The sequence below is a fragment of the Nonomuraea sp. NPDC049504 genome, assembly GCF_040676845.1.
Taxonomy (GTDB): domain Bacteria; phylum Actinomycetota; class Actinomycetes; order Streptosporangiales; family Streptosporangiaceae; genus Nonomuraea; species Nonomuraea salmonea.
On record NZ_JBFAPT010000004.1, the window covers coordinates 98,773 to 122,135 of the forward strand.

At 71.8% G+C, this 23,363-nt stretch carries 20 protein-coding genes; 11 read left to right on the forward strand and 9 right to left on the reverse strand.

Annotated features, from left to right (window positions below; translation table 11 throughout):
• Position 1 precedes the first annotated feature (1 nt).
• Together AB0K28_RS09530 and AB0K28_RS09535 are read right to left on the reverse strand one after the other, a co-directional pair.
• A complete protein-coding gene (locus AB0K28_RS09530; RefSeq protein WP_364367235.1) occupies positions 2-946 on the reverse strand; it encodes an ABC transporter substrate-binding protein in 945 nt (314 codons plus the stop codon).
• Positions 947-963: 17 nt separating this feature from the next.
• The gene (locus tag AB0K28_RS09535; protein ID WP_364367238.1) at positions 964-2,526 is read right to left on the reverse strand and encodes an amidohydrolase; all 1,563 of its coding nucleotides are present in this window, start codon (positions 2,524-2,526) and stop codon (positions 964-966) included.
• 118 nt (positions 2,527-2,644) lie between these two features.
• Between AB0K28_RS09535 and AB0K28_RS09540 the strand changes: the two genes are divergently transcribed.
• Positions 2,645-3,520, forward strand: a complete 876-nt coding sequence (locus tag AB0K28_RS09540; RefSeq protein ID WP_345391867.1) for a LysR family transcriptional regulator — start codon at positions 2,645-2,647, stop codon at positions 3,518-3,520.
• A gap of 29 nt (positions 3,521-3,549) precedes the next feature.
• Here AB0K28_RS09540 and AB0K28_RS09545 read toward each other — a convergent pair whose 3' ends face one another.
• Both AB0K28_RS09545 and AB0K28_RS09550 read right to left on the reverse strand, forming a co-directional pair.
• Positions 3,550-4,209, reverse strand: coding sequence for a response regulator transcription factor (locus tag AB0K28_RS09545; RefSeq protein WP_345391870.1), 660 nt, complete (start codon positions 4,207-4,209; stop codon positions 3,550-3,552).
• A complete protein-coding gene (locus AB0K28_RS09550; protein WP_345391873.1) occupies positions 4,206-5,360 on the reverse strand; it encodes a histidine kinase in 1,155 nt (384 codons plus the stop codon). Before AB0K28_RS09550 ends, AB0K28_RS09545 begins: the two co-directional genes overlap by 4 nt.
• 183 nt (positions 5,361-5,543) lie before the next feature.
• Here AB0K28_RS09550 and AB0K28_RS09555 point away from each other — a divergent pair, with 183 nt between their 5' ends.
• The 7 genes from AB0K28_RS09555 to gdhA all read left to right on the forward strand — a co-directional run bounded on the left by AB0K28_RS09555 (position 5,544) and on the right by gdhA (position 14,679).
• Positions 5,544-6,476: an alpha/beta hydrolase gene (locus AB0K28_RS09555; RefSeq protein WP_364367243.1), complete on the forward strand. Its 933-nt coding sequence runs from the start codon at positions 5,544-5,546 to the stop codon at positions 6,474-6,476.
• 146 nt (positions 6,477-6,622) lie between these two features.
• Complete coding sequence (locus AB0K28_RS09560) at positions 6,623-7,420, forward strand: AraC family transcriptional regulator (RefSeq protein ID WP_364367246.1); 798 nt, start codon at positions 6,623-6,625, stop codon at positions 7,418-7,420.
• A 171-nt stretch (positions 7,421-7,591) separates the two neighbouring features.
• A complete protein-coding gene (locus tag AB0K28_RS09565) occupies positions 7,592-8,644 on the forward strand; it encodes an iron-siderophore ABC transporter substrate-binding protein (protein ID WP_345391885.1) in 1,053 nt (350 codons plus the stop codon).
• A complete protein-coding gene (locus AB0K28_RS09570) occupies positions 8,641-9,696 on the forward strand; it encodes an iron ABC transporter permease (RefSeq protein ID WP_364367249.1) in 1,056 nt (351 codons plus the stop codon). Before AB0K28_RS09565 ends, AB0K28_RS09570 begins: the two co-directional genes overlap by 4 nt.
• Entirely contained in the window at positions 9,693-10,751 is a 1,059-nt protein-coding gene (locus AB0K28_RS09575; protein WP_364367252.1) for an iron ABC transporter permease, read from the forward strand. Before AB0K28_RS09570 ends, AB0K28_RS09575 begins: the two co-directional genes overlap by 4 nt.
• Before the next feature lie 78 nt (positions 10,752-10,829).
• The gene (locus AB0K28_RS09580; protein ID WP_364367255.1) at positions 10,830-13,265 is read left to right on the forward strand and encodes a PEP/pyruvate-binding domain-containing protein; all 2,436 of its coding nucleotides are present in this window, start codon (positions 10,830-10,832) and stop codon (positions 13,263-13,265) included.
• A 73-nt stretch (positions 13,266-13,338) separates the two neighbouring features.
• Positions 13,339-14,679 (forward strand): NADP-specific glutamate dehydrogenase, encoded by a 1,341-nt coding sequence (gene gdhA / locus AB0K28_RS09585; RefSeq protein WP_345409435.1) that lies wholly within the window; start codon positions 13,339-13,341, stop codon positions 14,677-14,679.
• A gap of 143 nt (positions 14,680-14,822) precedes the next feature.
• On the opposite strand, the gene AB0K28_RS09590 is transcribed toward gdhA, so the two are convergent.
• Positions 14,823-15,641 (reverse strand): NAD(P)H-binding protein, encoded by an 819-nt coding sequence (locus tag AB0K28_RS09590; RefSeq protein WP_364367259.1) that lies wholly within the window; start codon positions 15,639-15,641, stop codon positions 14,823-14,825.
• Between the two features lie 85 nt (positions 15,642-15,726).
• Here AB0K28_RS09590 and AB0K28_RS09595 point away from each other — a divergent pair, with 85 nt between their 5' ends.
• From AB0K28_RS09595 to AB0K28_RS09605, 3 genes are all read left to right on the forward strand, one after another.
• Positions 15,727-16,509 carry an AraC family transcriptional regulator gene (locus AB0K28_RS09595; RefSeq protein WP_364367262.1) on the forward strand — a complete coding sequence of 261 codons (783 nt, stop codon included), beginning with the start codon at positions 15,727-15,729 and terminating at the stop codon, positions 16,507-16,509.
• Positions 16,510-16,539: 30 nt separating this feature from the next.
• Complete coding sequence (locus AB0K28_RS09600) at positions 16,540-17,265, forward strand: helix-turn-helix transcriptional regulator (protein ID WP_345391903.1); 726 nt, start codon at positions 16,540-16,542, stop codon at positions 17,263-17,265.
• Between the two features lie 84 nt (positions 17,266-17,349).
• A complete protein-coding gene (locus AB0K28_RS09605; protein WP_364367265.1) occupies positions 17,350-17,889 on the forward strand; it encodes a hypothetical protein in 540 nt (179 codons plus the stop codon).
• Here AB0K28_RS09605 and AB0K28_RS09610 read toward each other — a convergent pair.
• From AB0K28_RS09610 to AB0K28_RS09625, 4 genes are all read right to left on the reverse strand, one after another.
• Positions 17,870-18,700, reverse strand: a complete 831-nt coding sequence (locus AB0K28_RS09610) for a glycerophosphodiester phosphodiesterase family protein (RefSeq protein ID WP_345391909.1) — start codon at positions 18,698-18,700, stop codon at positions 17,870-17,872. The genes AB0K28_RS09605 and AB0K28_RS09610 overlap by 20 nt on opposite strands.
• A 175-nt stretch (positions 18,701-18,875) precedes the next feature.
• A complete protein-coding gene (locus AB0K28_RS09615) occupies positions 18,876-19,784 on the reverse strand; it encodes a sugar phosphate isomerase/epimerase (protein ID WP_364367268.1) in 909 nt (302 codons plus the stop codon).
• A 10-nt stretch (positions 19,785-19,794) separates the two neighbouring features.
• Positions 19,795-21,909 carry a PQQ-dependent sugar dehydrogenase gene (locus AB0K28_RS09620; RefSeq protein WP_364367271.1) on the reverse strand — a complete coding sequence of 705 codons (2,115 nt, stop codon included), beginning with the start codon at positions 21,907-21,909 and terminating at the stop codon, positions 19,795-19,797.
• Between the two features lie 197 nt (positions 21,910-22,106).
• Positions 22,107-23,330, reverse strand: coding sequence for a trypsin-like peptidase domain-containing protein (locus AB0K28_RS09625; RefSeq protein WP_364367274.1), 1,224 nt, complete (start codon positions 23,328-23,330; stop codon positions 22,107-22,109).
• Positions 23,331-23,363: the final 33 nt, after the last annotated feature.

Here is a 23,363-nt window from a genome sequence, read left to right on the forward strand (position 1 = left end):
CTCACGTACCGCCGTTGATGGTGGCCGCGTCCACGGCCAGCGCGCCCAGGTTCCAGGCTTCGAGCATCTTGGCGTACTCGCCGCTCGCGATCAGCGAGTCGAGCGCGCCCTTGACCGCCTCGATCAGCTCCTTGTTGTCGGTACGCAGCCCGATGCCCCACAGGCTCTCCGTGCCCTCAAGGGCCTTCGCCTCGATGCCGAGCTTCTCGTCGGGCACCTTGTACGCCGCCACCACGTAGTCGGTGATGCTGGCCTGCGCCCGCCCGCCGGTCACCTGCAGCAGCGCCTCCTGGTCGCCGGGGAACTTCAGCAGCTCGACGGCCTTCTCACCGGCCTTCTCGCAGTCGGCGGAGTAGCCCTCGGCCAGCTGCAGCGACGAGCCGTTGTCCACGACGGAGACCGTCTTGCCGCACAGGTCCTTCGGGCCGGAGATCTTCTCCGGGTTGCCCTTCTTGACGATCATCCCGGCGCCCGCCTTGACGTAGTCGACGAACGTGAGCTGCTCCCGCCGCTCAGGCGTGTCGCTCATCGACGAGATGACGAAGTCGTAGCGGCCGGTCAGCACGCCCGGGATCTGCGAGTTGAACTCCTCGTCGGTGATGCTCACCTTGACGCCGAGCTTCCGCGCGATCGCCCTGGCCAGGGCCGGGTCGAAGCCGATCGGCGTCTTGCCGTCGCTCGCGTACAGCTCCATCGGCGGGTAGCCGATGGACGAGACCACCTTCAGCCCGTCCTTCTTCAGCTTCGCCGGCGTCTTGCCGGCCAGGGCCGGGTCGGGCGTGATGGCGTTGATGACGCCGGCCGCCTTCTCCTCGGCGGGCGCCTGGTCCAGGGTGACCGGCGGCGCGCTGCCGGCGGGCTCCGAGGTGTCGGCGTCCAGGGATTGGGCGCCGCAGGCCGCGGTCGCGGCCAGCAGCAGGCCGGCGGTGATGATACGGATCTTCACAGGGGGGTGCTCCTTCGTCAGGATCGCCGCCAGCGGACGTCGCCGCCGACGACGGTGGTGAGGACCTGGGTACGCAGCACCGCCTCCGGCGCCTCCAGGTAGGGGTCCGTGTCCACCGCGATGAAGTCGGCGAGCATGCCGGGCGCCAGCACGCCCTTGCGGTCCTGCTCGCCGGCCGCGTACGCGGCGCCCAGCGTGTGCGCGGTGATCGCCTCGGCCATGCTGAGCCGCTGCTCGGGCTGCCAGCCGCCGGCGGGGGTGCCGTCCTGCCTGGTGCGGGTGACCGCGGCGTACAGGGCGGCGAACGGGTCGGGGCTCTCCACGGGGGCGTCCGAGCCGAAGGCCAGCGCGACGCCGGCGTTCAGCATGCCGCGCCAGGCGTACGAGGCCAGGTCGTGCTCGCCCAGCAGCGCGTCCACCAGGGAGATGTCGGTGGTGCAGTGCACCGGCTGCATCGAGGCGACGACCCCGAGCCTGGCCATCCTGGTCAGGTCCTGCGGGCGCAGGTGCTGGGCGTGCTCGATCCGGTGCCGCAGGCCGGGGGTGGGGCCGACCTGCTCGTACGCGTCCAGCACCAGCCGGTTCGCCCGGTCGCCGATCGCGTGCGTGGCCACCGCGATCCCGGCACCGGCCGCGGCGGAGAAGAGGCGGACGAGGTCCTCGTACGGGGTGACCGCGATGCCGGTGTTGCCCTCCTCGCCGGCGAACGAGCGGTGCATGTGGCAGGTGTGCGAGCCCAGCGCGCCGTCGCTGAACACCTTGACCGGCCCCGTACGGAACCAGTCGTCGCCCTGCCCGGTCCTGCGCCCTTCGGCGATGGCCGCCTCCAGGTGGCCCACCGGGATCGCCTTGTGCACCCGGATCTTCAGCTCGCCCGCGTCGCGCAGCTCCAGGTAGGCGGCGCGGCAGTCCTCGCCGTCGATGTCGTGCACGCTGGTCACCCCGAGCGCCAGCAGTTCCTCCTGCCCGGCGCGCAGCCGGTCGCGCAGGTCGCCGGCGACCATCAGGGCGCGCAGCGGGTAGGACGCCGCCTCGCGCAGGATGCCGGTGGGCTCGCCGTCCGCGTCCCTGACGATCTCGCCGCCCACCGGGTCGGGGGTGCTCGCGTCGATGCCGGCCAGGTGGAGCGCGGCGCTGTTGGCCCAGACGGTGTGGCCGTCCACGTTCGGCAGCGCCACGGGCAGGTCGGGGCAGACCGAGTCGAGGGCGCGGCGGTCGGGCTGGACGGGCGGGTCCCAGACGTTGCTGTTCCACCGGCCGCCGAACAGCCATCCGCCCGGCCGCAGCCTGGCCGCGTGCTCGGCGATCCTGGCCAGGGCCTCGTCCAGGGAGCGGACGTCGCGCAGGTCCACGCCGGTGAGGCTGTGGGCGTACTGGGCGGTGTGGATGTGGGCGTCGTAGAAGCCGGGCAGGACGGCGGCGCCGTCGAGGTCCACCAGCTCGGGCGCCGCGCCCGCGGCCGCGCGTACCTCGTCCTCGGTGCCCACGGCGACGATCTGCTCGCCGTCCACGGCCATGGCCTGGGCGGCGGGAGCGCCGGGGACGCCGGTGCGGATGGCGGCGTTGCGGTATACGCGCATGCTGTCGTGATCTCTCAGGGAATGGGGAGGAGTGGTGTCGCTCACTGTAGGAGTCGCGAAAAGAAGTAGGAAGCGCTATAAACACGACATTTAGCGCCGCTGAGACCAAGGAATGCTTATGCTGAAGCCCGAGCATCTGCGTACGCTGCGTGAGGTCGTCCGGCTCGGCTCCTTCGCCGCCGCGGCCAACCGGCTCGGCTACACCTCCTCCGCCGTCTCCCAGCAGATGGCCGCGCTCGAACGCGAGACCGGCGTCCGCCTCTTCGAGCGCTTCGCCCACAGCGTGCTGCCGACCAGCGCGGCCGAGGTGATGGCGCGGCAGGCCGAGACCGTGCTCGCCGACATCGACCGCATGGTGGCCACCGTCCAGGAGGTGCACCGCAACAGCCACCCGCAGGTCCGGCTGGGCCTGTTCCCCAGCTTCGCCGACGTGCTGGCCGGCGTCCTGCGCGACATGGAGCCCGAGGAGCGGGCCGGCGTCCGGCTGTCGGTCGCCGAGCCCTCGCAGCTCATCACCCGCCTCGGCACCGGCGGCGAGATGGACGCCGCCGTCGTCTACCAGGTGGGCAACTCCGGGCTGTCGTGGCCGTCGGCGCTGTCGCGGCGGTGGATCGCCGAGGACCGCTACCGGCTCGTCCTGCCCCGCTCCTGGCCCGACCTGTCACCGCACCGGGCCGAGCAGCTCGTCGACCTGCCCTGGATCATGCACCACCCGGCCAGCAGCGACGCCACCCTCTTCGAGGCCCTGTTCGCCGGCTGGAACCTGCATCCGCGCGTGGTCGGCAACTCCGACGACTTCAAGGTCACCCTGTCGCTGATCGCCGCCGGCCTGGGCGCCGCCCTCCTCCCCGACCTCGCCCTCCGCCACCACAACCCTGAGGTGGTGGTCGTGGACCTCCCCTGGCTAAACATCAGCCGCAGCATCTTCACCCTCGTCCACCCCGACCGCGAAACCGCCCGCCTCCAAACCCTCCTGGACGCCCTCACCCTCTGAATCGACCACGGGAGGCGTGGACGATGACGTCAGGTGGCGAGGCCGCGGCGGTAGGCGTAGACCACTGCCTGGACGCGGTCGCGCAGGTCGAGCTTGGTGAGGATGCGGGAGACGTACGTCTTGACCGTCTCCTGGCTGATGACCAGGGTGGCGGCGATCTCGCTGTTGGACTGGCCGTCGGCGATGAGGCGCAGCACCTCCAGCTCGCGCGGCGTCAGCGCGGAGTCGGCGGCCGGCTCGTCCACGGGGCGGATGCGGGCGGCGTACTTGCCGACGAGCTGCCGGGTCACCTCGGGGGCGAGCAGCGCGGAGCCGGTGGCGACGGTACGGATGCCGTGCAGCAACTGGGGCGGCGGGGCGTCCTTGAGCAGGAAGCCGCTGGCGCCGGCGCGCAGCGCCTCGTAGACGTACTCGTCGAGGTTGAAGGTGGTGATGACGAGCACCTTGACGGGGTCCTCGACCCCGGCGCCGGCGAGCTGCGCGGTGGCCTTGATGCCGTCGAGCACGGGCATGCGGACGTCCATCACCACGAGGTCGGGCCTGAGCCTGCGGGCCATCTCGACCCCGGTGCGGCCGTCGCCGCACTCGCCGACGACCTCCATGTCGGGTTGCGCGTCGATGATGGTGGCGAACCCGGTGCGGATGAGCGCCTGGTCGTCGCAGATCAGGACACGGATCGGCGCGCTCACGAACCGCTCCCCGTCGGGATGTCGGCGCGTACGGCGAAGCCGCCGCCGGCCTGCGGCCCGGACTCGAACCTGCCGCCGAGGGCCGCGACGCGTTCGCGCAGCCCGTTCAGGCCGCGCCCGCTCCCTCCCACGGAAGTGGCACGGGAGCCGGAGCCGTCGGTGGTGACCACCACGCTGATCTCCTCCTCGCCATAGCGCACCTGGACCAGGGTCTGGCTGCCATGGGCGTATTTGAGGGCGTTTGTCAGAGCTTCCTGGACGACTCTATAGGTCACGAATTCGGCGCTGCCTGCGGATTCGGATGGTTTGCCGTCCTCGTCGAACTCGACCGGCTGCCCGGCCTGCCGCGTCTGCTCGACGAGGTCCGCGAGATCGCTCGCCGACGGCACGCTGAAGTCGGCCTCGTGGTCGGGGTTGAGCACGTCGAGCAGGTGACGCAGGTCGGAGATGGCGCGCCGTCCCGTCCGGGTGACGGAGCCGAGCGCCGCGTCGAGGCGTTCAGGGTTGGCGGTCAGATAGCGGGCCGCCTCCGCCTGCACGACCATGGCCGTCACGTGATGGGTCACGACGTCGTGGAGCTCGCGGGCGATGCGGGTGCGCTCGGCGGTGCGGGTGGCCTCGGCGACGTGGCGGCGGCGCTCGGCCTCGGAGGCGCGGAAGGCGCGCAGCCAGGAGCCGACCGCCCAGAGGATCACCAGCGCCACGTAGAAGACGATCAGGTCTGGCAGCGTCTCCTCCGAGCCGAGCCGTTCGAGCCAGAGCACCAGCACCACGTACGCCACCGACAGCAGCGCCGGGGTGAGCCGGCGGCGGCGTTCGATGTGGGCGCCGGCGCTGATGATGGCGATCGGCAAGGCGATGCTGCTCACCGCGTGGTAGGCGAAGACCTGATCGAGGGCGAACCCGATCGAGATCAGCGCGATGGCGGCGGCCGGGTAGCGCCGCCGTACGGCGAGCGGCAGGCACTCCAGGGCGACCACCAGGAGGGTGAGCGCGTCGAAGGGCTCGTTGGGCAGCATGCCGAGGTTGGTGCCGCTGCCCTGGAACTCGGGCACGAACGACAGGACGATCAGCAGCAGGGCCAAGGGAAGATCCCGGACCGTGACGTCGCTCCGTCGCCAGATGTCCCTTATGCGTCGAAGATCCATCACCGAGCGAGCCTAGCGGTAGCAGGGGGTGGCGTGCCCACCTCGGAGCGAAACCGAAACAGGCGGCTTGTCCCCCATGCGAGCTACGGGCGATTGTCCACTGTGTGGTGACGCTTCCGGGGCGCTCGATTCCATAGCGTAACGGTCATAACGCCAACGACGTTCCTTTAGCCCCTGGAGGACATCATGATCCGCACGTTCAAGACCACCGCCGTGGCCGCCCTCTGCGCCGCCGTGGTCGGCGTCGGAGCCGCCGGCTGCAATGCCGACGGACTCGATGAGCTGGACAAGCTCGACGCCTTGGACGGCACGCCGTCCACCTCCCAGGAGGCCGGGGAGAAGCTGCTGTCCGGCACCGAGAAGATCGACGTGGCGGGCGTGAAGGTGAACGTGTCCTGCGCCGGCGAGGCGGCCGAGGGCAAGCCGGTGATCATGCTGCTGGCCGGCGCGGGTGACGGGCTGGACAAGCTGGCCGCCCTGCAGAAGACGCTGAGCGCGAAGCACCGGGTCTGCTCGTACGACCGTCCCGGCGAGGGCACCAGCGACAAGCCCAAGGGCCCGCAGACCTTCGAGAGCGCGGGTGAGGTGCTGACCGCGGTGCTCGACAAGGCCGCGGGCGACCACCCGGTGGTGCTGGCCGGACACTCCCTCGGCGGCCTGATCGCCGCCAGGTACGCCCCCGAGCACACCGGCAAGGTCAAGGGCGTCGTCCTCATGGACGCCACCCCGTCCACCATGCTCAGCGACATGGAGAAGTCGATCCCGGCGAACGCCAAGGGCCCGGCCGGCGAGCTGCGCGCCCAGAACCTGGCCGTCTTCAAGGGGCAGAACCCCGAGATGATGAGCATGCCCGACGGACCGGTCGGCTCCGCCGGTGACATCCCGGTCGAGGTGCTCACGCACGGCAAGGAGTACCTCGCGGCGCTGCCGACGTACGGGCCGAAGCTGGAGCAGGCGTGGACCGCCGGCCAGCGCGCGTGGCTGAAGCTGTCCAGCGACAGCAAGCTGATCGTCGCCGACAAGAGCGAGCACTACATCTACGTCGACCAGCCCGAGCTCGCCGTCGAGTCCATCGAGCGGGTCACCGCGCAGGCCGCGGGCGACCAGCCCGCGCAGTGACGGCCTGAAGACGAGGCGCGTGCCCGCCGACAGGGGCTTGCGGCGGGCACGCGCCTTTCCCTGTGTCCTCCATGTCCACGAGGGCCGGAGCCGGTGAGAGCGTCCCCTTAAGGTGACGGACAGGAGTCATCGCAGGAGGCGGCACGGTGAGCGCGCAGGGACGGGGGCCGACGGGCAGGGAGGTCCGGGTGCTGCCCGCGCTCGCGGCCGGGCCGGTGGAGATGCCGTTCCCGATCCTCAGCTGGAGCGAGGACTTCACGCACGACCTCGACTGGAACGAGCACTCCCACCCCTACCACGAGCTGCTGTGGAACGAGCGGGGCGCGTCCAAGGCCGTGGTGGGCGCGCGGGTCTGGACGGTCACCCCCACGCTCGGCCTGTGGATGCCCGCCGGGACGCTGCACTCCGGCTCGGCGGCGGCGGGCACGCGGTGCCGGGCCAGCCTGTTCGGCTTCGACGCGGTCGCCCCGATCTCCCCCACGCCGGTCGCGGTCGAGATCACGCCGCTGCTGCGGCTGCTGCTCGAACGGCTGGCCGGCGCCGGGCTGCCCGCGCGCTCGCGGGAGCTGACCGAGGCGATGGTGCTCGACGTGCTCACCCCGTCGCCGCACGAGCTGCTGCTCAAGATGCCGACGTCCGAGCTGCTGCGGCCGATCGCCGACGCGGTCATGACGGATCCCGCCGACCGGCGCGGGCTGGCCGAGTGGGCGTCCCTGCTGGGGGTGAGCGCCAGGACGATCTCGCGGGCCTTCAACGCCGAGACCGGCACGAGCTTCGCGCGCTGGGTGGCGGCGGTGCGGGCGCAGCACGCGGTGGAGCTGCTCACCCGGGGGTGGCCGGTGGAGGTGGTGGCGGAGCGGGTCGGGTACCGGTCGGCGAGCGCGTTCGGCGCGGCCTTCCGCCGGACGACGGGGCTGACGCCGGGAGCGTTCAGAGCGCCATGAGCGCTCAGGGGGCGCGGGCGTGCGGACGTGAGTCCAGGCTGTGCGGCCGTGTCCCGATCGCGATATCCGGTGTCCTGAACGCTTGATTGCGACAAGTCGCCCATTTCTCTTATCGTGCAGGGTCATAGGTAAGCCTTACCTAAGTAGTGGGTCACCACCAGTGGAGTACGAGTGAAGCGTCCACCCAGCCTGCGCCTCATCACCGTGGCGATCGCCCTGCTCATGGGCATCGTCGCCTGCGGCAGCAGTCAGCCGGAACAGGCGCGGGACAGCGCCGCGGCACCGACCGCGAGCGGCGACGCCGCCTTCCCCCTGACGATCAAGCACGCGCTCGGCACCACCACCATCCCGGCCAAGCCCACCCGCGTCGCCACCGTCAACTGGGCCAACCACGAGGTGCCGCTGGCCCTCGGCGTCGTCCCCGTCGGCATGGCCAAGGCGAACTTCGGCGACGACGACACCGACGGCCTGCTCCCCTGGGTGGCGGAACGGCTCAAGGAGCTGAACGCCCCGGCTCCCGTGCTGTTCGACGAGACCGACGGCATCGACTTCGAGGCCGTGGCCGACACGCGCCCCGACGTCATCCTGGCCGCGTACTCGGGCCTGACCCAGCAGGACTACGACACGCTCAACGAGATCGCCCCCACGATCGCCTACCCTGACGCCGCCTGGGCCACCCCGTGGCGCGAGATCATCAGGCTGAACAGCAAGGCCATCGGCCTGGCCGCCGAAGGCGAGCGGCTGATCGGCGACATCGAGACCGACATCAAGGCGGCCGTCGCCGAACACCCGCAGCTCAAGGGCAAGTCGATCATGTTCATGACGCACGTGGACCCCAACGACGTCAGCGAGATCGGCTTCTACACCACGCACGACACCCGCACGCTGTTCTTCGAGGACCTCGGGCTGACGATCCCCGGCAGCATCGCCGAGGCGTCGAAGGGCACCGACAAGTTCGCCCTGACCAGGAGCGCCGAGCAGATCGACGTCTTCGACGACGTGGACATCATCACCGGTTACGGCGACGAGAAGGGCGAGCTGCTCGCCAAGATCCGCAAGGACCCGCTGCTGTCGAAGATCCCCGCCGTCGAGCGCGGCTCGATCTACCTGCTGCCCGACAGCAAGCCGCTCGGCACCGCCGCCAACCCGACGCCACTGTCCATCAGGTACGTGCTCAAGGACTACGTCAAGGCCCTGGCCGAAGCCGCGGACAAGGTCAAGTGACCCTGCCGCGACCCGAGGCCGCCACCGGCCGGAGCCAGGACGCCGCCGCCGCGCGGCGTCCTGCGCGTGTCCGGGCCCTGTGGCTGCTGGCCGTCGTGGTGGTGCTGGCCGCGCTCATGGTCGCCTCGGTCGCCCTGGGCTCGCGGGACGTCTCCTGGGCCGACGTCTGGGCCGCGCTCGGCGGGGCCGACGGCTCGCTCGACCAGGCCGCGGTCGCCAAGCGCATCCCGCGTACGCTCCTCGCCGTGCTCATCGGCGGCGCGCTCGGCCTGGCCGGGGGCGTGATGCAGGGCGTGACCCGCAACCCGCTGGCCGATCCCGGCATCCTGGGCGTCAACATGGGCGCCTCGCTGGCCGTCGTCACCGCCGTCGCGTTCTTCGGGCTCACCTCGCCCACCGGCTACGTCTGGGTCGCGATGGCGGGGGCCGCCGCCGCCGCGCTGTTCGTCTACACCGTCGGCTCACTCGGGCGCGGCGGTGCCACGCCGCTCAAGCTCGCGCTCTCCGGGGCCGCCACGTCGGCCGCGTTCGCGTCCCTGGTCAGCGCCGTCATCCTGCCGCGCAACGACCTCGCGGGCAGCTTCCGGCTGTGGCAGATCGGCGGGGTCGGCGGGGCGTCGTACGAGCGGATCGGGCACATCCTGCCGTTCGCCGCCGCCGGCTTCGTGCTGTGCCTGCTGTGCGCGCGGGGGCTGAACTCGCTCGCCCTGGGCGACGACATCGCGGCCGGGCTGGGCGAGCGGGTCGCCCTCATCAGGGCCACCGCCGCGCTCGGCGCCGTCGTCCTGTGCGGCGCCGCGACCGCCGCGGCCGGGCCGATCGCGTTCGTCGGGCTGGTCGTGCCGCACGCCGTCCGCCTGCTCGCCGGTGTGGACCACCGCTGGTCGCTGCCGTTCTCGGCACTGGGCGGCGCGGCCCTGCTGACCGCCGCCGACGTCGTCGGACGCATGGTGGCGCGTCCCGAGGACGTCGAGGTCGGCATCGTGACCGCCCTGATCGGCGCACCGTTCTTCATCGTCATCGTCCGCCGCCAGAAGGTACGTGAACTGTGACCGCCTTCCTGACCAGACCGCCGTCGGCCGAGGTCGTGCGGGTGGTGGCGCGCGACCGGCGGCGGCGGGTGTCGCGGCGGCGGGTCGTCGTGGTGACGCTGGCCGTGCTCGTCGTCGCCGCGTTCGCGGTGACCCTGATGGCCGGGCAGACGTTCTACCCGCCGGGCGACGTCATCCAGGTCATCCTCGGCGAGCGGGTGCCGGGCGCGTCGTTCACCGTCGGCCGGCTGCGCCTGCCCCGCGCCGTGCTCGCGCTCGTCGCGGGCTTCAGCTTCGGGCTGGCGGGCGTGACGTTCCAGACGATGCTCCGCAACCCGCTGGCCAGCCCCGACATCATCGGCATCAGCGCGGGCGCGAGCACGGCGGCGGCCATCGCGATCGTGTCGTTCTCGTTGGGCGGCCCGCAGGTGTCGGCCATCGCGATCGTCGCGGCCCTGGCCGTCGCGCTGCTGGTCTACACGCTGGCCTTCCGCGACGGGGTGGCGGGCACCCGGCTCATCCTGATCGGCATCGGCGTCGCGGCCATCCTCGACAGCGTCACCTCGTACGTCCTGTCGCGGGCCGCGGAATGGGACCTCCAGGAGGCCATGCGCTGGCTGACCGGCAGCCTCAACGGCGCAGGATGGGAGCAGGTCCGACCGGCCCTGGCCGCGCTGGTCGTCCTGACGCCCGTGCTGCTGTGGCAGGCCCGCGACCTGTCCGCGCTGCAGCTCGGCGACGACACGGCCGCCGCGCTCGGCGTCCGCGTCGAGCGCACCCGGATCACGGTGATCGTCGCCGCGGTCTGCCTGATCGCGTTCGCCACGGCGGCGGCCGGGCCGATCGCGTTCGTGGCGTTCCTGTCGGGACCGATCGCCGCGCGGCTGATCGGCCCAGGCAGCTCACTGCTCGTGCCCGCCGGTCTGGTCGGCGCGCTGATGGTGCTCGCCGCCGACTTCGCGGGGCAGTTCGCGTTCGACACGCGCTTCCCGGTGGGCGTGGTCACGGGGGTGCTGGGGGCGCCGTACCTCGTCTATCTGATCGTCCGTACGCACCGCGCCGGCGGCTCGCTCTGACGTGCGAGGATGGACGGGGCCTGGAGGCGAGGCGTAGGTTGATGGATCATCTACCGGCTGACCAGGTCGGGGGGCGCAATGACCATCATCGATGTGGCCGCGGCCGGCTCTTCCATGGTCGAGACCGTGGGCGGCAAGGCCGCCGGTCTCGGCGAGATGATCAGGGCGGGTGAGCGGGTTCCCGACGGCTTCTGCCTGACCGTGGCGGCCTACCGGAGCGGGGAGCTGCCCGAGCAGGAGCTGATCGACGCCTACGAGCGGCTCGGCGGCGGGCGGGTGGCGGTGCGCTCCAGCGCCACCACCGAGGACCTGCCCGATGCCGGCTTCGCCGGTCAGCACGACACCTATCTCAACGTGGAGGGCCACGCCGCGCTGCTCGACGCGGTACGCCGCTGCTGGGACTCCCTGCACAACGAGCGGGCGACGGCCTACAGGAAGGCCGTGGGCGTCGACGACGCCGCCATGGGCGTGGTCGTGCAGCGCATGGTGGACGCCGAGGTCGCCGGGGTGCTGTTCACCGCGAACCCGGTGACCGGCTGCCGTACGGAGATGGTGGTGGACGCCGCCCCCGGCCTCGGCACGTCCGTCGTGGACGGCACGGTCGTCCCCGACCACTACGTCTTCGGCCACCGCGCGGCGCCCGACGGCGGCGGCTGCCTCGACCGGCGGCGGCTGGCGGCGCTGCGCGACGCGGGGCGGCGGCTGCAGGCGCACTTCGGCACGCCGCAGGACGTCGAGTGGGCCTTCGACGCCGCCGGCACGCTGTGGCTGCTGCAGTCGCGGCCGATCACCACGCTGTTCCCCGCGCCGCCCGCCACCCGCGACACCCGCCTCTATCTCGAGGTCGGCCACATGCAGGGCATGCTCAGGCCGGTGACGCCGATGGGCATGTCGCTGCTCAAGGCGGCGATGGGCGTGTGGCTGGAGTCCACGGGCGGCAGGTTCGACCGGCGCGACCCGCTGCCGCGCGTGGTGCCGATCGGCGGGCGGCTCTACTTCGACCTGACCGACTTCCTGCGCAACACCTCGATGCGCGGGCAGCTGGGCGCGTCGCTGGAGGTGTACGGGCCGCGGGTGCGCGAGGCGGTCGATCGGGTGCTGGACGATCCGCGGTTCACCCCGCGTCCAGGGCTGCCGTTCCGGCTGGGCAGCGCCGTACGGATGACGCTGCGGCTCGCCCCCGGCCTCGTCGCGGGCGTCGCGCACAGCCTGGCCGCGCCCGACGCGGGACGGGCCAGGGCCTACCGCGCCGTGCACCGGATGCGGCGCGACGTCGTCCCGCCCGCCGAGCCCGCCACGGCGGCCGAGCGGCTGCGCTGGGTGATCGAGGACGCCCATCGCCCGCTGCGGACGCCCGGCCTGTACGGGCTGATGGGTCCGCTGGTCGCGGGCATGCTGGCCGGCACGTCGCCGGCGGGGCTGCTGGCCGGCGTCGCCTCCGCCGAGGAGCTGGACGTGGTGCTCGGCGGCATGCCGTACAACGTGACCACGGACATGGACCTCGCACTGTGGCGGGTCGCGGTCAACGCGCGCCGGCACCGCGAGCTGTTCCTCGGCACCGACCCCGCCGAGCTGGCGGCCCGCTACCGTGCGGGCGAGCTGCCGGACATCGGCCTGGACGGCTTCCTCGGCCGCTACGGCATGCGGGCGGCGGCGGAGATCGACGTCGGCATGCCGCGCTGGGCGGAGGACCCGGCGCCGCTGTTCGGCACCATCGCCAACTACCTGCGCGTGGAGGACCCCGAGCAGGCGCCCGACCGGCGCTTCGAGCTGGCCGCGGCACGGGCCGAGCGGATGATCCGCACGCTGGCGCCGCGCGCCCGCCTCGCCCGTCCGGTACGCGGCAGGCTCGCGGTGTTCCTCATGCGCCGCTCACGCAAGCTGACCGGGCTGCGGGAGATCGGCAAGTTCGCCTGGCTGCCGATGATGCAGGAGTCGCGCCGCCAGCTGCTGCTCATCGGCGCGGACCTGGCCGGGCGGGGCCTGCTGGAGGAGGCCGGCGACGTCATGTTCCTCGACCTCGCCGAGCTGGACCAGGCCGTGCGCCACGGCGAGGACCACCGGCCGCTGATCGCCCGCCGCCGCGCCGAGTACGCGCGGGAGCTGCGCCGCCCCACCGTGCCCGGCGCGCTGCTGTCGGACGGCACCGACCTGGAGGCGCTGGCCCCGCCGAGCGTCCCGGCCGAGGACGGCGTGCTGGTGGGCATGGCGGGCGCGGCGGGCCGGGCGACGGGCCGGGCCAGGGTGATCCGCGACCCGGCGGGCGCGCGCATCGAGCCGGGCGAGATCCTCGTCGCGCCCACCACCGACCCGGGCTGGACGCCGTTGTTCCTGACGACGGCGGGCCTGGTGACCGAGACCGGCTCCGCCATCGCCCACGGCCCCACCGTGGCCAGGGAGTACGGCATCCCGGCCGTCATCTGCGTCCGCGACGCCACCCGCGCGATCAGGACCGGCGACCTGATCACCATCGACGGGGGCGCCGGCACGGTCAAGGTGGAGCGCCACGGCTGAACCTGCGTGCGGCTCACAACGCGCCTCCCCGTACAGTGAGGAGTCCGCCACAACCCCCGTGAGCTTGGAGTACGTGTTGCACGAGAAGTTGTCGTCGATCTATGACAACGTCCTGCGCCGCAATCCCGGTGAGATCGAGTTCCACCAGGCCGTCCGGGAAGTCCTCGACAGCATCGGCCCCGTGCTCGGGAAGCACCCCGAGTACGCCGAATCGAAGATCATCGAACGCATCTGCGAGCCCGAGCGGCAGATCATCTTCCGCGTGCCGTGGATGGACGACCAGGGCCAGGTGCAGATCAACCGGGGCTTCCGGGTGGAGTTCAACAGCGCGCTCGGCCCCTACAAAGGCGGCCTGCGCTTCCACCCCTCCGTCTACCTGGGGATCGTCAAGTTCCTCGGGTTCGAGCAGATCTTCAAGAACAGCCTGACCGGCCTGCCCATCGGGGGCGGCAAAGGCGGCTCCGACTTCGACCCCAAGGGCCGCTCCGACCGCGAGGTGATGCGGTTCTGCCAGAGCTTCATGACGGAGCTCTACCGGCACATCGGCGAGTACACCGACGTGCCCGCCGGTGACACGGGCGTCGGCGGCCGGGAGATCGGCTACCTGTTCGGCCAGTACAAGCGCATCACCAACCGCTACGAGTCCGGCGTCATCACCGGCAAGGGCCTCGTCTACGGCGGCGCCCAGGTCCGCACCGAGGCCACCGGCTACGGCTGCGTCTTCTTCGTCGACGAGATGCTGAAGGCGCGCGGCACGTCGTTCGACGGCAAGCGGGTCGTGGTGTCCGGCTCGGGCAACGTCGCCGTCTACGCCATCGAGAAGGTCGAGCAGCTCGGCGGCCTCGTCGTCGCCTGCTCCGACTCCTCCGGCTACGTGCTGGACGAGAAGGGCATCGACCTGGAGCTGCTCAAGCAGATCAAGCAGGTGGAGCGGGGCAGGCTCGACACGTACGCGCAGCGCCGCGAGCACGCCACCTTCGTGCCCGGCCGCAGCGTCTGGGAGGTGCCGGGCGAGGTCGCGCTGCCGTCGGCCACCCAGAACGAGATCACCGGCGAAGCCGCCGCCGCCATGGTGGCGGGCGGCCTGGTCGCGGTCGGCGAGGGCGCCAACATGCCGACCACGCCCGAGGGCATCAAGGTGTTCCAGGAGGCGGGCATCGCGTACGGGCCCGGCAAGGCCGCCAACGCGGGCGGCGTCGCGACCAGCGCCCTGGAGATGCAGCAGAACGCCAGCCGCGACTCGTGGACGTTCGAGTTCTCCGAGCAGCGGCTGCAGGAGATCATGCGCGACATCCACGACCGCTGCCTCAGCACCGCCGACGAGTACGGCATGCCGGGCAACTACGTGGCCGGCGCGAACATCGACGGCTTCCGCCGCGTCGCGGACGCCATGCTGGCCCTCGGCCTGATCTGACCAGCCTGATCTGACCCAGCCTGATCTGACGCGGTCTGATCTGACGCGGCCTGATCTGACGCGGTCTGATCTGACGGCCTGGCCCGGCCAACGACGTCCGGGTCAACCAGCTTCCTCCTTGTACCGTCTTGTACCGTGACCCCCTACTCAAGCCGCCAGGCGGACGCCGTGCGGGCGACGTAGGCGGCGAAATCGATCGGGTCGCGGCCGAGCGCCCTCTTGACGCCATCGTGCGGCTCGGCGTACAGGCCCGCGCGCATGCCGGCGAACAGCGCGTTCAGCTCCGCCGCCGCCTCCTCCGGCGCGCCCTGGGCGAGCAGCTCGTCCCTGTACTGCTCGGGGGTCAGCTCCTCGTACCTGATGGGATGCCCCGCCGCCTCGGCGATGGCGGCCACGGCCGCGCGGAAGGTCAGCGCCCGGGGGCCGGACAGCGTGTAGACCTGCTCGTGATGGCCGTCCTCGGTGAGCGCCGCCGCGGCGACGTCGGCGATGTCCTGCGCGTCCACGAACGGCTCGGGCACGTCCCCGATCGGCAGGCCCAGCCGTCCTTCGCGGAGCGGGGCCCGCCAGATGGAGGGGTCGTCGAAGTTCTGGTTGAAGTTGTTCGGGCGGATGATCGTCCATTCGGCGCCCGACTCGCGTACGGCCTGGTCCAGCGCGGCCATGCCCCTGAAGTAGCCGGGGAACCGCTCGATGTCGCGGCCGGACAGCGCCACGAGCCTGCCCACGCCCGCCTCCGTCGCCTGTTTCACGAACGGCTCGGCGGCCTCAGGCTCCTGGGGCGCGATGAGGTAGAGCGCCGACGCACCTGCCACCGCGCCCGCCCACGTGCCGGGGTCGGACCAGTCGAACCGCGTCCCGCTCGACCGGGTCGCGACCCGCACGTCCGCACCGCGTCCTTGCAACGTCTTCACCAGGCGGCTGCCGGTCTTGCCCGTGCCGCCCAACACCACGATCGTCATGCCCCTCAGTGAATCGGCCGCGGACGGGGTGCGGCCATGGCTCAGGATCCAGAGCGCATGCGCAATCGTCCATAGCATGGGAGGCATGGATCCGTTCGATGATCTGCTGCGCGGTGTCCGGTCCGAGGACGCCGAGCTCGGCGTCGAGGAGCTGACGCCGGGGCGCCCCCTCACCGGCGGCGCGGCCCTGACCCTCCTGGCGCCCATCGAAGGCGTCGCCGAGCTGCCGCACGGCGTCGTGCGGGCCGGCGAGACGGCGGTGGTGCGCGGGCCGTTCACCGCCCGCGCGCCAGGGCGTGCCGTGCTCCTCGTCGGCACGTACGACGTGCGCGGCGCCGTCGGGCACCGCCTCCTCGACGTCCTGCCGCCTCTGCTGGTGCTGCCGGACGGCGACGACTGCGCCGCGACCAGGGACTTCCTCGTGTCGCAGGCCGCCTCGTGCGCGCCCGGCCGGCAGGTCGTGCTGGACCGGCTGCTGGAGTGGCTGCTGGTGTGCACGCTGCGGGCCTGGTTCGACCAGCAGGCCGTCGCGCCCGCCGGGTGGCACGACGAGACGCTCGGCCCGGCGCTGCGTGCGATGCACGCGGCGCCCGACCGGCCGTGGACGCTGGCCGCGCTGGCCGGTGAGGCGGGCGTGTCGCGGGCCACGCTCGCCGAGCGGTTCGTGCGGGTGGTGGGCAAGCCGCCGCTGACGTACCTGAAGGAGTGGCGGATGGCGCTGGCGGCCGACCTGCTGACCGAGCCGGCCTCGACCGTCGGCGCGGTGGCCCGCCGGGTCGGGTATGCCGACGCGTTCGGGTTCAGCACGGCCTTCAAGCGCTTCTACGGCGTCAGCCCCACCGAGTGCCGGGCGGGTTGCCGAACCTGAGCCGCCCGCTTTAGGGGACAATCGACCCTTGTGGAGGAGAGTGGGTCGCTGGCGGACCTCGCCCGCCGGCTGGAGGAGGTCGTGGGCGAGCTGCGCGGCATCCCCGTGGACGTCGAGCGGGTGGCCGACAACGCGCTCGTCCAGCCGCTCATCCTGGAGGCCGCCGGCACGGCCAAGGAGCTGCGGGCCATGCACCCGCTGGGCTCGACCGACCGGGGCCGCAGGGAGCAGCGCAGCCGGCGCGACGTGCTCGACGCGCTGCGCGGCGGCCTGAGCATGCGCACGATCGTGCACTCCGCCGTGCTGGACGACCCGGTCAAGGCGGCCCGCATCAGGGAGCTGCACGCGGCGGGCGACCTGCACCGGATCGTCGACGAGCCGATCCAGCAGCTGCTGGTCTTCGACCGGACGGTGGCGTTCCTGCGCACCACGCCCGTCGCCCACGCCCCCGGTGCCCTGGTCATCAGGCAGCAGAGCGTGATCGCGGCGCTGATCGACCTGTTCGAGCTGACGTGGGAGCGGGCCAGGGAGGTGACGGAGCCGGCGTACATGCTGTCGCCGCGCGAGCGCGAGGTGCTGGCGCTGATCGCCGAGGGCCGCTCGAACCGGGCCGTCGCCGACGCCCTGTCGATCAGCGAGGCGGCCGTGGGCAAGCACGTGACGAGCCTGTTCGCCAAGCTGGAGCTGCCCGCCACCGACGACGTCAACCGGCGGGTGCTGGCGGTGCTGGCCTATCTGCGCGGCACGGCCCGCTGAGGGTAGGGACAGAGCTACCCCGCCCTCGCCGTAGCCCCCGCGCGGGGGCGGCGCCGCGTCCGCTTCGATGGTCACATGCAACGAATGACGGGATTGCTGGTCGGTGCGGTGTTCGGGGCGGTCTTCGTGCTCGTCAACGCGGGCGGCCCGCTGGGCGGCGCGGTGGCGGGCGTGCTGCGGGTGGCCGCCTGCCTGGGAGCCGCCGGGGTGGTCGCCATGTGGTTCATGACCGTACGCGGGGAGCGCAGGTCGGGGCAGCCGCAGGGCCCCGGCATGTACGGGCGGGGTTACCTGCTCATCGTGCTGGCCGAGGTGGTGCTGCTCTTCGGCGGGCTGCGGGTGCTGGCCGCGCTCGGCGCCCCCGAGCAGGCCAACGTGGCCTGGGTGGCGTTCGTGGTGGGGGTGCACTTCGTCGCGCTCGCGCCGGTGTGGAAGGACTGGACGATCGCCGTGCCGGGCGCGCTGCTGGCTCTGCTCGGCGTGGCCGGGTTCGCGCTGGCCGGCACGTCCGCGCTGGCCTGGGTGCCGATCGTGAGCGGGGTGGCGTCGGGGGTGGTGCTGCTGGCGGCGTCGCTCACGACCGGCTGGCGCACGATGGCGGGGCTCAGCGCAGCCCGCGCTTGACGGCCGTGAGCCGGCGGGGGTGGTTGGTCATGATGCCGTCCACCCCGTACGACACCAGTTTGCGCAGCACGGCCGGCTTGTCGGCGGTCCAGGTGTAGACCCGCATGCCCCGGTCGTGCACCTTCTTGACGTAGCGGGCGGTGAGGCTCTTGTGGGCCAGCGTGAGCCCGTCGGCGTAGCGGGAGAGCTCGCTCAGCCGGGCCGCGTTCGGCTTGCCGAGCAGCGCGATCGGCAGTCCTGGCACCATGGCGTGCAGGAACCGCATCGACTGCCAGCCGAACGCCTGCACGGTGAGCAGCCCGTCGCCCCACAGCTCGCGCGACTCCTGCAGCTCGGCGGCCACCCTGCGGTCGATGTCGGGGCTGTCCGGCGGGTGCTTGATCTCCAGCAGCAGCCGGGTGCCGGTGTCGCGGACCGCGCGCAGGGCTTCGGCGAGGGTGGGCACGCCCTCGCCGCGGTAGCGGGCGGAGAACCAGGAGCCGGCGTCGAGCCGCTGGATCTCGTCGAGCGTGAAGTCCGAGACCCGCCACGGCGCCCGGCGGGGGAAGACCTTCTCGACGTTCGTGGTCCGCTCGAGTGTCTCGTCGTGCATGAGCACGAGCTTGTGGTCCTTGGTCTGCTGGACGTCGAACTCGCACACGTCCGCCCCTTGCGTCCGGGCCCGGGCACAGGCGGCGATGGTGTTCTCGGGAGCGTGCGCGGAGCCGCCCCGGTGGGCGATGGTGTCCACCCGGGGCGGCGCCGCGTGGGCCGTGGGGCCCGGCACCACGGCCAGGGCCGCGATGGCGAGGACGCCGAGAAAGCGGTACATGGTCCCTCCCTCCGTGTCGCGGCGCTGGCCGGCACACGTGCTGTTGTGCCAGAGAAGTGCCCGCTAATGATGGGGAATGACCGTTTTCTACGGGCGTGTCGCGGAGGTCCGTACGAACTTTTGACCGCAGAAGACGCGTCCCGGACCGGCCGCCGCCGGCCCGGGGCCCGTGCGGTCAGTACCGCAGCTTGCGGAGGTAGCGGTAGCCCACCTCCGCCGTCTGCCGCGGTGTCACGTCCGGGGTGTCGTTCTCCACGATGTACTCCTCCACCCGGTGCGCGCGGAACACCCGGCGGAAGTCGATCGTCCCCGTGCCCAGGTCGGCCATGTCGCCGTCGAGGTGCCGGTCCTTGACGTGGTACTGCAGCACGCGCTGCGGCGCCCGGCGGATCACGTCGATCGCGAACTTCACCGGGTCGCTCGCCCCGCGCCCCACGCCGCCGGTGACCGCCCAGTAGATGTCGATCTCCAGGTGCACCAGGCGGGGGTCCAGCTCGGAGGTGAGCACGTCCCACGGGGTGACCCCGCCCCCGAGGTCGGTGGTGAACTCGTGGGCGTGGTTGTGGTAGCCGTAGCGCAGGCCGGCCGAGCGGGCCGCGCGCGCCTCGACGTTCATCCGCTCGGCCCAGCCCTTCCACTCGTCCAGGCTGTCCGACGCGAGGTAGGGCACCACCATGTACTTCTGGCCGAGCGTCAGCGCGTTCTCGATCTTCGTGTTGAGCGCGGCGTCGTCGGCGCTGATGCCGTCGTGGCTGGACGTGGCCCGCACGCCCAGCCCGTCGAGAAAGCGCCGCAGCTGCCTGGCCGTGCGGCCGAAGTAGCCGAGCGCCAGCTCCACCTTCGGATACCCGGCCCGCGCCACGTACCTGAGGGTGTCGTCGTAGCTCTGGGCCAGGTCGTCGCGGAGCGTGTAGAGCTGGATGCTGATCTTGCCGGGCGGCACCTTCTCGCCGCGCGGGGGGTGCGGGTGGTGCGGATTCGTCACCGCCGCGGCGGCGGGCGAGCCGGCGGCGACCGCCGCCGCGCCGAGCCCGAGACCCGCGGCGAGCAGGGAGCGCCTGCTGGGGCCGTAGCCGTAACACATGGTGGTTCTCCTATCGCGTCGGCTGGAGCACGACCTGGGTGCTGCTGGTCAGCGGCGGCAGTCCGCCGGTTCCGGGGTCGGTGTAGGTGGCCACGAAGACGCCGGTGAGGTTGTCCGTCTCCGGGTCGTGCCCGCTCGGCTCGGTGGTCTGGATCGATCCCGTGCAGCCGCGGGCCGTGGTCTGCGGGTGTCCGTGGTCGTCGTGGCCGAGGATGTAGTCCACCGTGACGGCGGCGCAGTCCACCGGCTGGTCGTCGGTGACCCGCACCTCGAACTCGACGACGTCGCCGAAGCTGAACTGGTCGCCGCCCGCCGGCCTGACCAGCTCGACGACCGGCGCCGCGTTGCCCACCACGACCCGTACGGACGTCGCGGCCGACCGCCCGCGCGGGTCGGTGACCTTGAGCGTGGCGTTGTAGAGGCCGTTCTGCCGGTAGGTGTAGGAGCCCGACGGGCTGCGCGAGTCCACCCGGCCGTCCGCGTCGAAGTCCCAGGCGTAGCTGAGCCGGTCACCGTCGGGGTCGCTGGTCCCCGTGCTGCTGAAGGCGACCGTCAGCGGAGCCAGCCCGGCCGTCGCGGACGCCGTGGCGACCGGGATCGGCGAGTGGTTGCCGGTGCGGCCGATGTAGTCGATGCGGGCGAGCTGCGCGTCGGGGTTCTCGCTGAAGTAGCCGTCGCCGTACTCCAGCACGTACAGCGCCCCGTCGGGGCCGAACTCCATGTCCATCGGGTTGTCGAAGACGATCGACGGCAGCACGCTCTCGATGCGGCCGTCCCGGTGCATGGCCTTGACGTAGTCGCGGGTCCACTCGTAGAACAGCGGCACGCCGTCGTAGTAGCGCGGCCAGGCCACCGAGTCGCGACCGCGGGTGTCGGCCTTGCCGATGTCGTACGCCGGCCCGCCCATCGGCCCGATCCCGCCGGTGCCCAGCTCGGGGAACTCAGGCGAAGGCCCGTACGAGTACCAGACGTCGGGCTGGGTGACCGGCGGCAGCTCGCGCAGTCCGGTGTTGCGCGGCGACTCGTTGACCGGCGCCGCACAGTTGAACGTCGCTCCCGAGGCGCCGGTGGCGAAGTCGTAGTCCACGTACGGCAGCCGCGCCGTCGCGCAGTACGGCCAGCCGTAGTTGCCCGCCTTGCGGACGACCGTCCACTTGCCGGTGCCGGCCGGGCCCCTGCTCGGGTTGGCCTGCTGCTGGTCGGGCGAGTAGTCGCCGACGTACAGCTCCCCCGTCCTGCGGTTCAGCTCGATCCTGAACGGGTTGCGCAGCCCCATGGCGTAGATCTCCGGCCTGGTGTCCTTGGTGCCGGGCCGGAACAGGTTGCCCTTGGGGATGGAGTAGCCGCCGCCGCTGTCGCGTGGCTTGATGCGCAGGATCTTGCCGCGCAGGTCGTTGGTGTTGCCCGAGCTGCGCTGGGCGTCGAACGCGGGATTGCGGTCCGGCCGCTCGTCGATCGGGGTGAAGCCGTCGGAGGAGAACGGGTTGGTGTCGTCGCCGGTGGACAGGTAGAGGTTGCCCGCGGCGTCGAAGACGATGTCGCCGCCGACGTGGCAGCAGATGCCGCGGTCCACCGGCACGTCCATGATGCGCTGCTCGGTGCGCAGGTCGATGGTGGCGCCGGTGAAGCGGAAGCGCGACAGCCTGATCAGGCCCTTGAACGGGGCGAAGTCGGCGGGGGTGCCGGTGATCGGGGCGTCGCCCTCGTTGACGTCGGGGGTGGCCGGGTCGTCGACGGGGGTGTCGAGCGGGGGCGAGTAGTAGAGGTAGACCCAGTCGTCCTTCTTGGAACCCTTCCCGAAGCCCGGGCTGAGCGCGATGCTCTGCAGCCCTTCCTCGTCGTGCTGGTAGACGTCGAGCGTGGCGGCGAGCGTGTTGAGCCCGGTCTTCGGGTCGTGTAACCAGACCTCGCCGCGCCTCGTGGTGTGCAGGACTCGGTTGTCCGGTAGGACCGCCAGGTCTATGGGCTCACCCGGATGGTCGTTGAGCGTCACCTTCTGGAACTGGCTGTCGGGCGGCGCACTGGTCGTGGGGGCCGCCACGCCGGCGTGTGCGACGGCCTGCACGCAGGCCGGCATGATGATCGCCGCGGCGCTCATGGCCGCGATCATGGTTCTCGCTCTCACGCCTCTCTCCTTCGGTCTACTCGGGTGGGATAAGAGAGGGCAAATTAACGTGAATGTAACCCGAGTTACGCCGATCGAGGAGGGCCTAATTCACGCCCGCCCGCGTATCTCCCGCCCCCGATCGCACTAAGTGGAAAGGTGATCAACAAAAGATCGCCCCCTGCCGGAGCAGGAGGCGATCGGGATTCTCTATGACGTCAGTTCTTCTGTTCCTCCATGGTGACGGTCACCGTGGACTCCTCGCCACCGCGCTGATAGGTGATGGCCACCTGCTGGCCGACCTTGTAGCCGCGAACCTGGCCGACCACCGTGTCACCGCTCGCCACCTGGGTGCTGCCGATCTTGGTGATGAGGTCGCCCTCCTTGAGCCCCGCCTTCTCGGCCGGGCTGCCCTTCGTCACCTGCCTGATGAGCGCGCCAGGCACGTCGCCGGTGGCGTTGGTGACGCTCACGCCCAGGTAGACGTGCGTCACCTTGCCGTCCTTGATGAGCTGCTCCGAGACGTGCTTGGCGGTGTTCACCGGGATCGCGAAGCCCAGGTTGACGCCGTCGGAGGCCACCGCGCTGTTGATGCCGACCAGCTCACCGGCCGCGTTGACCAGCGCTCCGCCGGAGTTGCCGGGGTTGATGGCGGCGTCCGTCTGGATCATGCCGCCGAGCGTGGTGATGTCCTCGGGCTGCGACCGCCCGCCCCAGCCCGGCGGGAGCTGCTGGTCCTGCGGGCCGTTGCCGGCCGTCACCGTACGGTCGAGCGCGCTGACGATGCCGGAGGTCACCGTGCCGTCCAGGCCCAGCGGGCTGCCGATGGCCAGCACGTCGTCGCCCACCTTGAGCTGGTCGCTGTCGCCGAGCGTCACCGCGGCCAGCCCCGACACGTCCTGGGCCCTGATGACGGCGAGGTCGGTGGCCGGGTCGGTGCCGACGACGGTGGCCTTGGCCATCTTGCCGTCGTTGAACTTCACCGTCAGCCCGCTGTCCTGCCCAGACACCACGTGGTTGTTGGTGAGGATCAGCCCGTCCGCCGACAGCACCACGCCGGAGCCCTCCGACGTGCTGCCCTGGATCATCACCACGGACGGCTGCACCTTCTCCGCCACCTGCGCCACCGTGTACTGGTCGGCGGCGGTGCGGAAGACGGGGCTCGGCTGGCTCGGGGTGGCGGTCGCCACCGGCGTGCTGCCCCCCGCCAGGTACGCGCCCACGGCCCCGCCGCCCAGCGCGGCTGCTCCGAGCGCGGCGACGGCCGCCAGCGCCAGCCCCGCGACCGCCTTGCGGGTCAGCATGAACGCCTGCTTCGCGGCGGGCCGCGGGGGCGGCGGCATCGACGGGATCGGCCGGGTGAACCCTCCGGCGGACGGTGGTGTGGCACCGAACTGGCTCCAGCCACCGGTGCGAGGCTCCCTCGGCTCGTTCGCGCTCATGTCATCTCCTAGAGTCCCGATGACACAAGCGTG

Coding starts and splice junctions, on each gene's coding strand:
- AB0K28_RS09535 (WP_364367238.1), bottom strand. CDS start 2,526: ATGCGCGTATACCGCAACGCCGCCATCCGCACCGGCGTCCCCGGCGCT.
- AB0K28_RS09540 (WP_345391867.1), top strand. CDS start 2,645: ATGCTGAAGCCCGAGCATCTGCGTACGCTGCGTGAGGTCGTCCGGCTC.
- AB0K28_RS09555 (WP_364367243.1), top strand. CDS start 5,544: ATGATCCGCACGTTCAAGACCACCGCCGTGGCCGCCCTCTGCGCCGCC.
- AB0K28_RS09580 (WP_364367255.1), top strand. CDS start 10,830: ATGACCATCATCGATGTGGCCGCGGCCGGCTCTTCCATGGTCGAGACC.
- AB0K28_RS09590 (WP_364367259.1), bottom strand. CDS start 15,641: ATGACGATCGTGGTGTTGGGCGGCACGGGCAAGACCGGCAGCCGCCTG.
- AB0K28_RS09595 (WP_364367262.1), top strand. CDS start 15,727: ATGGATCCGTTCGATGATCTGCTGCGCGGTGTCCGGTCCGAGGACGCC.
- AB0K28_RS09605 (WP_364367265.1), top strand. CDS start 17,350: ATGACGGGATTGCTGGTCGGTGCGGTGTTCGGGGCGGTCTTCGTGCTC.
- AB0K28_RS09610 (WP_345391909.1), bottom strand. CDS start 18,700: ATGTACCGCTTTCTCGGCGTCCTCGCCATCGCGGCCCTGGCCGTGGTG.
- AB0K28_RS09615 (WP_364367268.1), bottom strand. CDS start 19,784: ATGTGTTACGGCTACGGCCCCAGCAGGCGCTCCCTGCTCGCCGCGGGT.
- AB0K28_RS09625 (WP_364367274.1), bottom strand. CDS start 23,330: ATGAGCGCGAACGAGCCGAGGGAGCCTCGCACCGGTGGCTGGAGCCAG.